The 13,270-nt window shown below is 53.8% G+C and carries 7 protein-coding genes; all 7 read right to left on the bottom strand.

Features of this window, described 5'->3' with window-relative positions; translation table 11 throughout:
* Nucleotides 1-240: 240 nt before the first annotated feature.
* Nucleotides 241-795, bottom strand: a complete 555-nt coding sequence (locus Q0F21_RS02285) for a four helix bundle suffix domain-containing protein (RefSeq protein WP_297237008.1) — start codon at nucleotides 793-795, stop codon at nucleotides 241-243.
* Between the two features lie 659 nt (nucleotides 796-1,454).
* Nucleotides 1,455-5,639 (bottom strand): fimbrial protein, encoded by a 4,185-nt coding sequence (locus tag Q0F21_RS02280; RefSeq protein ID WP_297237006.1) that lies wholly within the window; start codon nucleotides 5,637-5,639, stop codon nucleotides 1,455-1,457.
* Nucleotides 5,640-5,741: 102 nt separating this feature from the next.
* Nucleotides 5,742-7,205 carry a hypothetical protein gene (locus Q0F21_RS02275; RefSeq protein WP_297237004.1) on the bottom strand — a complete coding sequence of 488 codons (1,464 nt, stop codon included), beginning with the start codon at nucleotides 7,203-7,205 and terminating at the stop codon, nucleotides 5,742-5,744.
* A 21-nt stretch (nucleotides 7,206-7,226) separates the two neighbouring features.
* On the bottom strand, nucleotides 7,227-8,783 hold the full coding sequence (locus tag Q0F21_RS02270; RefSeq protein ID WP_297237002.1) for a hypothetical protein: 1,557 nt from the start codon (nucleotides 8,781-8,783) through the stop codon (nucleotides 7,227-7,229).
* An 18-nt stretch (nucleotides 8,784-8,801) separates the two neighbouring features.
* Nucleotides 8,802-9,767, bottom strand: coding sequence for a FimB/Mfa2 family fimbrial subunit (locus tag Q0F21_RS02265; protein ID WP_297237000.1), 966 nt, complete (start codon nucleotides 9,765-9,767; stop codon nucleotides 8,802-8,804).
* Between the two features lie 28 nt (nucleotides 9,768-9,795).
* On the bottom strand, nucleotides 9,796-11,457 hold the full coding sequence (locus Q0F21_RS02260) for an Mfa1 family fimbria major subunit (protein ID WP_297236999.1): 1,662 nt from the start codon (nucleotides 11,455-11,457) through the stop codon (nucleotides 9,796-9,798).
* A 109-nt stretch (nucleotides 11,458-11,566) separates the two neighbouring features.
* Entirely contained in the window at nucleotides 11,567-13,222 is a 1,656-nt protein-coding gene (locus Q0F21_RS02255) for a fimbria major subunit (protein ID WP_297236997.1), read from the bottom strand.
* Nucleotides 13,223-13,270 lie beyond the last annotated feature (48 nt).

Raw genomic sequence — 13,270 nt, 5'->3', positions numbered from 1 at the left:
GAGGGAGTGCTGGTGAGGGAGTGCTGGTGAGGGAGTGCTGGTGAGGGAGTGCTGGTGAGGGAGTGCTGGTGAGGGAGGAGAGATAGCGAGGGAGGGAGGAGGAGAGATAGGCAGGAGAGAGGGAGGAGGGTGAAGGTGAGGGAGAGAGGGACAGCAGATCCATACCCAGCGCCGTCCGACTTGTCCGACTTGTCCGACTTGTCCGACCCGTCCGACCCGTCCGATAGAGCCTAGCCCCACCTACTTCTCAGAGAAGCGGTAGGAGCGGCGAGCGCGGCTCATCCGCTCCCGGATACCACCATTCTCCACAAACATCTCCTGCTGACGCTCGATCAGGCGGCGCAGCATATAGGTCGCCTGGTGGATCAGTGTGATAGCGAGATTGGCAAGCTCCTCATCGCTCATCTGCCGGAAGATCCCCGGGCAGTCGTCGAAGATCTCCTCACTCCGAGCATAGGCGCGCAGCCGATCGTAGCGTGGGTGACCGGGTCCCCAGCCGGGGAGACCTCTCGTCCTCAGATAGTCCTCATAGTCCACAAGGAGCTCCTCCAAGCTCGCCTTAGCGACACTGGTGAGCCTGATCTCAGTCTCCGATGAGTGAGTCCCTGCGGCACTCCCCTCGGCGATATTCTGCTTCCCGGAGCGAGCCGCCTGCACCATCTGATCGATGGTGCGGTCATACGCCCTCAGATAGGTGTGAGCAAAGTGATAAGTCAGGTCGTAGATCAGGGTAGTCACCCGATAGACCTTCAGGCTACGGTAGCCACCGCGCTGTGGTAAGAAAGGTTTCGTCATACCCAAATATACCCCCTTTCCAGAAATATCCCATAGCGATCCTATCGGACAGGCGGGCTGTCATATCGGACGGGCGCGCTGCCTTATCAGACGGGCGCGCTGTCTTATCAGACGAGTCGGACAAGTCGGACGAGTCGGACGAGTCGGACGAGCGCAATCTCTCCCTACTCCACCAATAGGACGTCCATCAGTGCCGAGAGCTGGGAGGGGGGCAGTGCTGGGAGAGATGGGAGAGATAATGGAGGGAGGAGGTGGGACTGGGCGTCCGACTTGTCCGACTGGTCCGACTTGTCCGACCCGTCCGATAGAGCTCAGCGCCGTCCGGCTTGTCCGACTTGTCCGATAGAGCTCAGCGCCGTCCGACTCGTCCGACTCGTCCGATAGGATAGCGCACTTGTCCGATAGAGTCCCCATTGTGCAGGGAGGAGACCCGGAGAGACCGAAGGAGACAATGCCCCCACCGGGTGGGCGTATCTTTGCAGCAGCTCTCCGGGACACCTTATATATAGGGATGTAGAAGAGGTAGCGGTCAGCGAGATCTTGTGCCTCACACAGGATGATCAGCACAATGACAGCGGGTGTGTCAGGACTACCGTCCAGACACACCCGCTGCATCACATACTATGATGGGTAAGGCTATCTATGATATCTACTCGTAATCAGTAGTAGAATGGCTCATACTCATTTGCTTCATGATCTAAGTGTGGGGTCCTATTGATAGCATCATTACCCAGAGGGATCTTATTGACTGTCTTCCAGTCCGACAGACACTCCATCTGAAGTGCAGGTCGGTAAGGCGTCAGTGAAGACCTATTGGTAGCTGACGCATTATTTGCCAAGCCGCTGACACTCGCATCAAGGTTCGTAGTAGGTGCATCCCTCGTCTCATAACAGTTGGACACTAACCACTTCATCTTCACTTCTGAGGTAAACTGAGTAAAAGATCTATCGGGAGTACATAGTGCATTTGCCATCAATAGATGAAGATTACACCTGTAATGAGCCGTAAGCTCTGAACCCATGAAATACCTACCAAACTCAAACCCTGACGTAGGTACTGCAAAACCATAGGGTGAGGGGTCAAAGTGCGTCTTTCGGGTTGACTGCGCAGTGTTACTACGCTGATTACTGTCATTCACATTACCATTTCCACCCCAGATGCGCGAGCCTTGCCATGAAGAATTCTCAGCTGCGACATAGAACTCCGGAGCATACCCAAACTCTGTCATCCAGTTACCCTGAGCAATTCCCTTATTCCCCGGCACAAAGTACATAGGTCGCTCTATGGTCTCTCTAACAGACATTTTGTTTTCGGCAATGGTCTTAGCGGGGTCTGCCTGTCTACTCTTGGCAAGAGTAAACCTAACCTGCTTACCATACTCATTGTAGAAGTCATGGCTAAGGTTCTCAGCAATAAGAGGAACGGGGTCCTTTCTGCCCCACTGATAACCCATGCCCTGGGCTTCATACTTAGTATTCCTATAAACCTTAGTAGCATGAGTTCTTTTGTCAAATCTCCAACCAACCACAGTGGTATGCTTACTCTGTCCTCCCTCCTCATCGGCAGAGATCAAAGCACCATAGTTTCTATTGAAGAATCTCCGTGTTACATCTTTGATAATGGTCAGATAATCCTCATTATTTTTATCTTGGACATACAGCACATGATTAAGAATCTTAGCCGTATTGATGGTCTTGGGATAAACCACGAAGTGGAAGCTCCAGAGGATCGCTTTATTCTTAGCCGGATCAGAGTGGTAGTAGGGTATATCATCAATACTGTCTGTGTAAGGGATCTTGGGCTCCCGAGTCGTACTTCTGATCGCTATGACGGAGTTACCGGGCAGGCTACCGGGCTTGACAAAGAGGTAGAGCTTGCCATTGTAGTCAACAATCTCATGGGCGACAAAGGCGGTATTCGAGCCGGAACCCACCACTTTACCATCAGTCGGGGTATTGGGGTGATAAAAAGCATCGGTCCACAACAGCTCACTATAGGGGTCATCAAGAGGTGAAATCCCCTGAAGCTGATTTTGCTCCATAAACTGTGACCAAGAGAAGCCCGCCTTGTCGGGATTGGAAAAATTACGGAATGGCACAGTGACCTGAGAGTTATACTCCTCTGCTGCATCATTGATCCACTTCTCGATCGGGATAAAGAGCCCGCCACCATCGACTACGAGCTGGTAGCTATTGGCCACGTGATTCTCCTCCACGAAGTCGGCCGAAATCAGCCCCACCGTGTTTTCGCGAGCCTTGTAGAAGTGGAACGGCATCCCCAGTACCTTAGCCTCGATATCGGCATAACCCCTGATCACCTTAGAGTCCTTGAGGTCATCTCTCAGAGTGATCGTGAATGGGTCTCCCTTGAAATTGGCATCTCCGGTCACAGGGGTTTTCCAAGACTCCCCATTGATCTTCAGGATACCCTCGGCGCCCTCCACCAGTGTACCATCTGCATTCTTACTTGAAGGCGGGGTAACCTCAGAGCCTCTCTGACGGAGGACCAGTCTGTAGTAATTAGCATTACTACGAAGCTTGTAATTGAGTGTCTCACCATTCATCAAAAACACGGGATGCTTAGAGTCACCGAAGAGTGGATCATTCATCTCCTGGTCAACGAAAATGGCGGCGTCGTACTCTCTCTGATCGAAATTGATGGGTGCCTCGGCAGTAAGCTCTTTACCACCGGAAGAGGACTTGACTGTGAAGACATACTCCTGACTCTTTACCTCAAAGAAGTCGTGGAGGTCGGTCATCTCCTCCGCTGTCACCATATACATACGGACATTAGCGGGCAGTGAAGTATCCGAGGAGGTGATATCCTTCACGGTGAAGAGTTTCTTTCCACCATCACTTGGGGCAAAGTCTACCGTAGCTCCGGCAGGAGCATCAATCCTTGCATAGAAGACACGTACCGCACCGGATGTGAGGGCGGTGAAGTCACTCTCTGAGCCGGCATCCTTATTGGCCTTGTCCATATCGAACCAAGGTGCCTTGGTGGTAGCGGGGTCACCGTACTTCTCGATATACTTCTGATTGGTACCGTAGTACATCTTGTTGTCGAAGTTGGCCAGCTTGTAGTCGGTGATAGATGGATCCAGCATCGCCTTACCGAGCTCATGGATCGTCAGGAACTCCAGCGGACGGGTGAGGTCACGATCATGGAAGAGCTGGATGTCGACCTTGTCAAACTGATACTGGCGTACCTGGACATTCCACTTCATACGACCGGCGACAACCGTTAGGGTCACCTCCTTATACTCCTTGCCTTCCTCGTCCTTCTTTACCTCCCCATCGGGATCGGGATCCCAGTTGGCGGGCGGGGTGAGAGAGAGTGTCACCTCTTCAGTAGTCTCAAAGGTATTGGCAGCTCCCCCATCAGGTATCGCAGCAGGTGAGACAGTAAAGCCCTTAGGCAAGCCCTCAATCTTAAAGCCCTTGGGCCAAGAGGTCTGCACATTAAATTGCATAGAGCCACCCGACTTATAGGTCTTGACCATATTCTTGCTCACACCGAGCATGTACTGACCATCGTACTTGACGTTGGACATCTCGGACTCGTCCCAGACGAGGACGTTGTACATGATGTTGGCGGAGGGACCTTTCTTGGCATCGTCCTCGTTGTCGAAGCCGAGACCGCCGATATTCTGGATATCGACCTTGTAGCGGTAGTTGCGGAGGAGGGGGAGATAGGTGTACTTGGCAGTAGCCTCTTCGCCTTCACGCTTGAGGAAGTCGATGCGGAAGTAGGTGGTACCCTCGGCACCGCCCGCCTTGACGTTGTTGCTCTCATCCACCTCCTTATAGCTGAGCTTGACGATCAGATAGGGGCGAGCGAGGTACTGACTCTGCTCCTCGGGCGTGGTCTCCGTCCCGCTCTGAGTGGCTGTGGGTGCGGGGTTGTCGGTCTCCGGCACATAGATGACGCGCTTGAGGAGATTACTCTCCGCCGTATAGGAGAGATCCTGCTTACCCGGCTCTGCAGGGAGCGTGGGGGCTGTCGCCCTGGGCTTATCCTCTGACAGGGTATACTTCCCCTCAGCGGGTGCCACTAATCCCTTGGACGAGGCGTTGTAGAACTTCGTCTCCTCGAGGGTCCACTTCACCTTCATAGAGCTCTTATCGGCTGGCTCCACGATGGTGGAGATGAGGTCGGAGGCGGTCTCGTCGAAGTCGCTGTCCTTGCCTGAAGTGCCTACCGCAGACATTTTGAGTCCCACATCCACACGTGCCACGGCACGGAGGAGATGAATGGTCTTACCGATAGATGGTACCGCTCCGGCACTCTGATCGACAGTCACCTGTGTCACCTCACCCCACATCGGGAGACCCGTGGTGGCGAAGTCGGTGGTCTGACTCATGGAGTACTCGAAGCTCTTCAGGATGTCAGCCTTGGTGCCTGTTACCTTCCGCACCTTCTCGGTCTCAGAGAGGTTGGCAAGAACGACGATCTCGAGTCCCTTCCCAGGCTTGATCTGTACGGTCAGGGTACCCTGCTGCTTGTCTGTGGTGCTGCGGTCGATCTTGGTCAGGGGAGCATCGTACTGATAGTCACCATTGTCTTTAAAGATCATCACGCGGGTGGTGGCGAGCTTGAGCTCGCTCTCCTGCTCCACCGACAGGGCGCGGGTATGGGGAAGCCTCAGTGCGGGGGTGTCGTAAGAGAGAGACACCGTGACAGCGCCATCCAGACGATCCGTGACGTCATCCCCGATCTGCTCCGGGGAGGCAGGGTCCGGCTGGGTGCGATCCAGCAGTGTGTCTTGACATCCGACGAGGGAGAGTGCCAGCAGGAGGAGAGCCCCCAGCGAAGCGACAAATCTCGAGTTATTTGGTCTCATGTCAGTATATGTATGTATCATTATTATATCTATTGTATCGTCAGCGTGACAGCCATAGGTAGTCCAGTGTCGTCTGCGCAGACGGACTCTTCGGATAATCGCTTACCAGGGGATGTCCACATCCTGATTGGTCCACGTGTCTACGATGTAGGGCTGCTCGGTACCATCGGGTGCCTTCCGGAAGCGGAGGTGTAAGCGATAGAGGGTATTTCGATGGACCTCATATCGGTTACCAACCTTAGTCCCGTACTTAAGGTCAAAAACTTTGCTGATGACTTTTCCTTCATCATCCTTAACGAAAGATCGTGTCTTATGGTCAACCTTCCAAACCACTACACGTAAAGTATTCTCACGCTGACCAAGTGCTGTTACGTTCTCAGGGACAAAGAAGTTCTCAGATCCGATCCTTCTGTATTGCGTGGATATACCCACAGAAGAAGGCTTGTCTTCCCACGTTGTTAAAGAACTTGGCTTATATCTAAGGAAATAAGCTGTTGCAGAGAAAGTTTGGTTGTAGATCCCTTTCCCCTGTGGAATATCCCATGCTCCCTGATAGGGTGGCAAACAAAGCGCTTTCCCAGCATTGAGGAGTCCATCGTAATTATTAGGACGCACAGACATCGCATTTACGAACCACCCCGGTCTGAAATAACCGAAGATATAATCCGAGGATGGTTTTGAGAGATCGTTCCCCTCATAGTTCTTCCAGTCGATCTGAACCTGAGCCACCGCACGCTCGACATAGATGGTTTTGAGCTCACCGGGTGTTGTATCCCCAAACTGGGTGCCGTAAAGTTTTCCGTCTCTGATCTCCACATTCATCACTTCCCCATACATCGGAAGATAGAAGGAGTTAAAGACATGAGGCGATACCTGAGTATCTACGTACCAGGGTTTCTCTATAAAAGTGGCAAGGGGACGGAGTAGAGAACCATTGTACGCACTTAAATAGGGCTGATCATTATCAGCCGACTTGCGTTCATCTTGATTGAACACATCCTCCCATCCTTCCGAGTTGATATAAAAACATAGTTTTTTATCCTTAGGCACCCCATAGAGAGTCAGTGTGACCACCTGGGACTTTGGAACTATCTCATCATCATCTGCCATCCTATAATTAATCGTCCCATTGGACCCGGGGCTCTTAGTGCTCTCGCTGACCAAGCCACTTACCTCATAGTCCCTACCTTCTATAAGTCCGGAAATAGTAAGAGTACGGATCCAATCGGTTCCCCCCTCCTTACCCCAGTATCCGTCACGAACAAACTTATCATTCTCCTTGAGAGTATTGACTGTGGCAGCTTGTCTTTCCTCATCTGTATAAGAATGATAAAAGTCGCCTATCGAACGGGTAGGTACAAACGGATCTACCACTTGCTGTGACACCACTCCAATTGTAAGCGTCACCGGCTCAGCCAGCGTGATTATGCCATCCTCGCTCTCAGGCTGAGTGACGGTAGGCTCGTCCGGATCCGGTAGAGCTTGATTTCCTCGACATCCTGACAGAGCAACCACTGAGAAGAGGGTTGCGGTGGCAATATATGCTGATATAAATCGTGTATTCATGATTTAGCGCTACAGTAAAAGTTAGTCAGGATCGCCGGGGAGCTTTCCCGTACCATTTCCAGTATCCACAACACCATCCTGATCATCTCCGGACTCATCGTCGATGTCAACCTCGATCGTCTGATCCTCCACCTTCCAGGGGAGGACCTTGATGCCGTCGTTGAGGATGAGGCGACCGCCACGGAAGGCGGCGTAGATGCTGTAGGTGGTGTTGCGGCGTACCTCAAACTTCTCCTCAATGCCACCCCCCGCTGCAGAGACGAGCGTGGTAATGGGGAGGCGGAAGTAGGTCATCTGCTCAGCTCTCACAGGAGCATCCTCCGGGATAACCTCACCTGTGGGATTGATACCGATCAGGATGTAGGGCATATCCTCCTTCTTGAGTCCGTCGATGAACATCGGGGGGATATAAAGGAAGTACAAGTTGAGGGTGATCTTTCTCCATTGTGACTTAGAGTGCTGATGATACATCATGTCAAAGCCTATACCATTATGGAGAACATTCATATCATCAAGAGTTTCGGCATATGGAGTGGTGACCTCAGCTCTGTACGTGACAGCATCGCGGAAGTACTGCTGATAGTCTGTCGCGGTACGGTCGCTGTAGAGACGGCTATCCTCAGGCATATCCCTGCCGGTGGCGGTGTACTCTCCACGGGTGGGCAGCATCTCTAAGGTACCGGCACGCCAGTCCGTGTCCACCAGATCCACGAAACGTCCCTTGGTCAACCTGCCGGTAGTGGAGCCATCCACATAGTCACGATTATCTATTCTATAATTTGCAATCTCAGGGCTGAGGTACTCTGTCTTGTCCTTGTTAGCAGTAGTGAGAATGAGCTCTACCCTCGCAAAGACCCGCTCAAGGTCGATGGAGGGGGTCACGGTCTTGGGCGTACCATCGTCATTACCCTTGGGGATGGTGAGCATCGCCTGACCGGTCATAGGGATAATTCGGGGCTGGATACCTTCATTATACAAGCCATTCCTGGTCTTGCTGGTTGGAGTTGCGTCTGCCAAAATTTTACTGCTGAGCATTCCCTCCGCATCGGTCATTTGATCAAGATAGATCTTCTGAGGATCACGGATATTGCCATTCTTCGCCTCATAGTAGCACTGTGGGTCATTGACAAGCATCACGAAGCGATAGCGCCCGGGGGAGAGCGTCAGGTCGAAGGTAAAGATTCCCCCCGTCTCTGTACCAAAAGTCTTCACATCCAGTCCGTCAAAGGCGGTAGGCATGCCGGACAATTTCGGACTGTGGTAGAAGATCGTCCGAATCAGCTTGCCCTTGTCGTAGACGTAGAGCATCACGTGATCGATGCGACTTTCCAGCAATTTTGTATTCGGATCCACAACCTCCGGATCGAAGGGGGTGTCCGGATCATCCTCCGGGTCATCCTTCACCTCGCCGTCGGCACGGAGGGGTGAGCTGCTCGGGAGGATCCTCGCGGTGATACGGACCGGACGCTCACAGCCGTCTGCCTGCTGCTCCTCTGCCGTCGGCACCACGCTCTGGTGGCAGCCGGCGAGGCTGAGGACGAGGAGGCTCAGGAGTAGGAGCCGAGTGGTATGTCTCATACTATTCTTCATATGTCATTACCCGAGTATTACGTCCCGGAAGACGATGTTCCACTTATTGATCGTAGCGCGCACGGCGACATAGGTATCCTTGTCGAGGTCGAGATCGAAGTCGATCCGGATGTCGAAGAGGTGGTCGCACTCGAGCGAGTAGGGTCGTGCGGAGGCGTCAGGGGTCTTGGCGAGGAGGAGATCCTCGACAAGGTTCTTACGCATGATCTCCTTACCATCGGTCTCATCGGTGACGATGAGGAGGGCACCGCGTCCCGTATCGAGCTTCATCACGTCGATAGTGGCAGTGACGGTGCGCCCCTCCATCGCCAGATCCTCGGGGAGGTAGCTGAAGCGTGTATCGGGGGCGAAGGTGCCGTCGATGTGGTACTTGCTGTTACTGTCCTCCACCCGAACGGAGTACTTGTGCTCCGGATCGAGCCCGGTGAGGGTGATGCGGAGCCTATTGGTGATCTGCTCGAGACGGATGTCAACCCGGTCGTAGAATGTACCGAGCTCCGAGCGATCCTCCTGTGTCAGGGAGGTCTTAGGCTGTCCGACGTAGATCGGCGGGATCAGCCCGGCGAAGCTCTCCGCCTGACGCTTGAGGGCGACGATCATCTGCTCCTTCGTCGTGGTGCCGGGGGTAAAGGATCCGAAGTCGAGGACGCTGAGGTCGGTCCCTGCCCAGGCGACGAAGTCACTCTTGCCGACGCGGTAGTAGTCGGTATGGAGGAGGTAGTCCCGGGAGAGGGCGATGTCGTTCGCCGAGATCTCGCGAACCAGCTTCCCCGCCTCATCGAAGGCAAAGAGGCGCAGCTGCTTGATCTCTGCCGGGTAGCTCGGCTCAGTGGCACAAGGCGTCTGGACGTAGAAGCCGAAGTCTACCCCCTGAGGGCAGTCGCTCAGGTCTTCGTAGACCGTCGAGTGGCACCCGGAGAGGAGGAGCATCCCCGCAAGGGAGGCGAGGAAGTATGTTAGTTGTCTCTTCATCATACTATATCGTTAGGTAGCGGAGAGATTAGTTCCAGAGAGCGTAGTGCTTCTCCACAAGATTCCACTTAATGACCTTGGCGGTGATGCGCATGAGGTAGTCCGCCTCCTCGACCGGGATCTGCGGATCCGTGGGGGGCTCGAAGGGGTTGTCCTCAGGCTTGGGGACATTGGGATCCTCGGGGTCGACCGGATCGTGATTCTTCCCGATGCCGGAGATGCCGGTGATGGTGAGATCGTAGATGTTGTTGCGCCGCGTGTCGCAGTAGTTCACAAAGCCCTTGGTGGGGTCCAGCTGCCTATTGAGCGGAATGAGATAGACCATCCGTCCCTCGTCGTACTTGCGGACAGCAGTATTCTTACCCAGCATAAGTGCATCTCTCAAGCGGAGGTAAAGGAGACCGTCATCCACGCCCTCATAGAAGGTGCCGGCCTTGTCCGTCACCTTAAGTACATAGATATTGCGAGCAACTCCATCTTGAAAACCAATCCAGTTGTCAACACGATCACGGTATGCCGGATCAGCCTTCAACTTATCATAAAGCTCCTTGGAAATCTCCACGTTATAGCTCTGCGGCTTGGTAAAATCGTCTGAGGAGGCTACTTCCTTTTTTCCACCCTTTTCCGTGTAGGCCTTTGTGGGGGTGAGCTTGGTGTAGACCTTAGCGTAGGCGATGCGGTTGTACTTGATCTCGCCCTTCTTGTCGGCTACTTTCTTAGTGCCGCCGTACATCGAGTTCTCGTAGAAGTAGAAGCCTCCCTTGATCGACTCAACGGTTGCGGTGGCATTGGTCACCGCCTTGGGGTTGCGGTAGTAGCCGCCGAGGACGTAGTCAGCGCCCTCCTTGTCGGAGACGCGGCGGAGGAACGGGTGCCCTGCCTTTGGATCCCAGTCGGTGGGGACGGTCTTGTCGTCGATGACCGACTTGAATCCCTCGTAGATCGCACTCTCTGTAGTCTCATCGACAAGGGTGCGGGTGCCGGCATGGTCGCGGAAGAGGTAGGTCTCCTTTGCCGAGCCTGCCATCGAGTATGTGAGCGAGGAGAGCGTGCCGATATTGGGCAGAGTGAGACTGAGGCCGTCCTTCTGAGACACCTGTACCTTGGCGACGACTCGCTCCACCTCGGAGGAGATGAAGTTACCGTTCGTCGGAGACGGGTCGGTTACTCCCGGCTCGATGGTGGCGGAGCCGTCGGAGGACTTAGAGGTCTGGATGAAGCCATCCTCGTGGATGACGTCGAGGAAGTGATCGCTCCCCACCGTCTGGTCGGCGGTGAAGTTGGTCTGGGTAAGTCCGAGATCCTGCGAGCCCACCAGCACGGCATAGGGGGTGGTGACGCTCTGCTTGAGGGGCAGCTCGAAGCGCGCGGTGTACTCCGTGCCGCCGGCACCGGGTGTAAGTGCGGTCTGACGGAGGAGCCCCACCTGCGGCATGGAGACCTGCATATAGGTGATCTTACCCTCGCCGGTACCGTCTGCCGGTGCGACATTCGGATCCTGACTCTCGGTGACGGCACGCACTCCCTCGCCAGGGAGACCCGCCGTCACGCGGAGGCTCAGCACCGTGGGTCGCTCGGTACCGTCCGGCTCCTCCACTCCGCGCACCGAGGCGTGGCAGCCGGAGAGTACCGGTAGCGCCAGGGCGAGGAGGGCTGCAGGAGCCATCGTATGTCTGAGCAATTTATTCATATGTCTTATAAAGCTTCTTTTCTTACTGTGGGCAGGTGGGCGGTCAAGCCCGCCTGCCCTATGCCGGCTAAGCGCCGGACTTAATCATCTGTGGTGGATAGATCAGAGATTACTCACCAAGAGTAACGTCACGATTGACATCGTTCCACATCAGGATCTTAGCCTTGACCATCATCTTGGTAACCTCCTCCTGTACGGGCTTGTCAGGATCGGGCTCCGGCTCACCGGGGTTGTCACCGGGCTCGGGGATGTTAGGATCCTTCGGGTCTACGGGGTCGAAGTTCTCACCGAGAGCCTTGAAGCCAACGATGGTGAGGTCATAGATGTTGTTACGACGAGTATCGCAGTAGTTGATCAGATCACCATCGGTAGCCTTCTGAGCATTAGCAGGGGTCATATAGACCATCTTACCACCGGTGAACTTACGGTAGGTCTCGTTACCGGCAGCTGCAGCTGCAAGCTGGGTGTCATAGATCTTACCGTCCTTACCAACATAGAAGTCACCCTTGTTGTCGGTTACATGGAAGGTTACGTAAGCCTCAGTCGTCACAGCACCAGTTTCGGGATCCTTAACCTCAGGAACCTCGGTAAACTTACCGGCGTACTCAGCCTTATCCTTACGAGCGTCGTACCACTCCTGAGGAACAATTACGTCATACTCGCGGACAGCCTCGAAGTCAGCAGCAGCTGCATCAGTAAGGTTCTCAGGCTTGTAGGAGAGCTTGTCAAGAGCGCCATTGATCTTCTTACCTGCCTTAGGAGCAAAGGTGGTGTAGACCTTAGCATACGCAATACGCTTGAAGAGGATCTGCTTCTTTGCGGTGGCAACATCAGTACCATGGTACATAGAGTTCTCAAGGAAGAAGAAGCCCTCCTCAAGAGACTCCTTATTGGAGTCAGCAACTGTACCTACGGTCTTGGCAGTAGAGTAGTAACCATCGAGGTAGTACTCTGCAGAGCCTTCAGCCTTCGGGTCAGAAACCTTCTGAAGCTCAGGGGCAGTCTCACCATCAATGATAGACTTGAAGCCCTTGTAGATGTGCTTGCCCTCGGTAGTATCAAGAGTGCGGCTACCGGCGTTGTCGAGGAAGAGGTAAGCAGACTTTGCAGAACCTGCGAGAGCGTACTTCAGATCAAAGCTGACAGTACCCATTGCCTTCAGAGCATCGCTGACCTTAAGAGCATCGTCTGCCTTTCTGGAAACCTGGAGCTTGGAAACAACACGCTCCACGGTGAACTCAAAGGTGTTAGCGCCAGCCTCGACGTCAGCATCCTTCTTGTCCTTCTCGATGTTAAGCGTGTTGTCCTCACCCTCAACAGTAGAGGTCATCATAAAGCCATCAGCCTTGATGAAGTCCTTAAGGTTGTCGAGGCTGATCGGCTTCGTCTTCACAAAGTCAGCCGGGGTAAGGTTTACGTTCTTATTCAGAAGGAGCGTTGCATTGGCTGCTGCGTTAGGAGCGGTCTCAAAGATCTGAGACTTCCAAGCGTAGTCGGATCCATTCTTCTCCATTTCAAGATCCATGCTCTGACCCTGCTTGAAGAAGAGGTAGCCGTCCTTCACCTTATCCTCACCACCTACGCCGGCAACATCCTGCTGACCATCGGTGAGGGCACGGTTAGTAGATCCCGCAGAGATCTGGGCAATGACGGCACCCTTAGTGCCGGTTCCGCCCACCTCGGGGGTCACGTTGTTGGTTTTGTTGCAGGCTGCGAAGCTGAAAGCTACGAGAGCAGCTGCAACGGTAGTTGTTACTTTTCTCATAATTGTTGTGAGTTAGTGAAAAAGAAACAGTTGTTAGTAATATAGTAA

It is taken from the genome of uncultured Porphyromonas sp., assembly GCF_934359325.1.
Lineage (GTDB): Bacteria > Bacteroidota > Bacteroidia > Bacteroidales > Porphyromonadaceae > Porphyromonas_A.
This window is presented reverse-complemented; position numbering and strand designations above follow the sequence as displayed.

Coding starts and splice junctions, on each gene's coding strand:
- Q0F21_RS02285 (WP_297237008.1), bottom strand. CDS start 795: ATGACGAAACCTTTCTTACCACAGCGCGGTGGCTACCGTAGCCTGAAG.
- Q0F21_RS02265 (WP_297237000.1), bottom strand. CDS start 9,767: ATGAAGAGACAACTAACATACTTCCTCGCCTCCCTTGCGGGGATGCTC.
- Q0F21_RS02255 (WP_297236997.1), bottom strand. CDS start 13,222: ATGAGAAAAGTAACAACTACCGTTGCAGCTGCTCTCGTAGCTTTCAGC.
- Q0F21_RS02275 (WP_297237004.1), bottom strand. CDS start 7,205: ATGAATACACGATTTATATCAGCATATATTGCCACCGCAACCCTCTTC.
- Q0F21_RS02280 (WP_297237006.1), bottom strand. CDS start 5,639: ATGAGACCAAATAACTCGAGATTTGTCGCTTCGCTGGGGGCTCTCCTC.
- Q0F21_RS02270 (WP_297237002.1), bottom strand. CDS start 8,783: ATGAGACATACCACTCGGCTCCTACTCCTGAGCCTCCTCGTCCTCAGC.
- Q0F21_RS02260 (WP_297236999.1), bottom strand. CDS start 11,457: ATGAATAAATTGCTCAGACATACGATGGCTCCTGCAGCCCTCCTCGCC.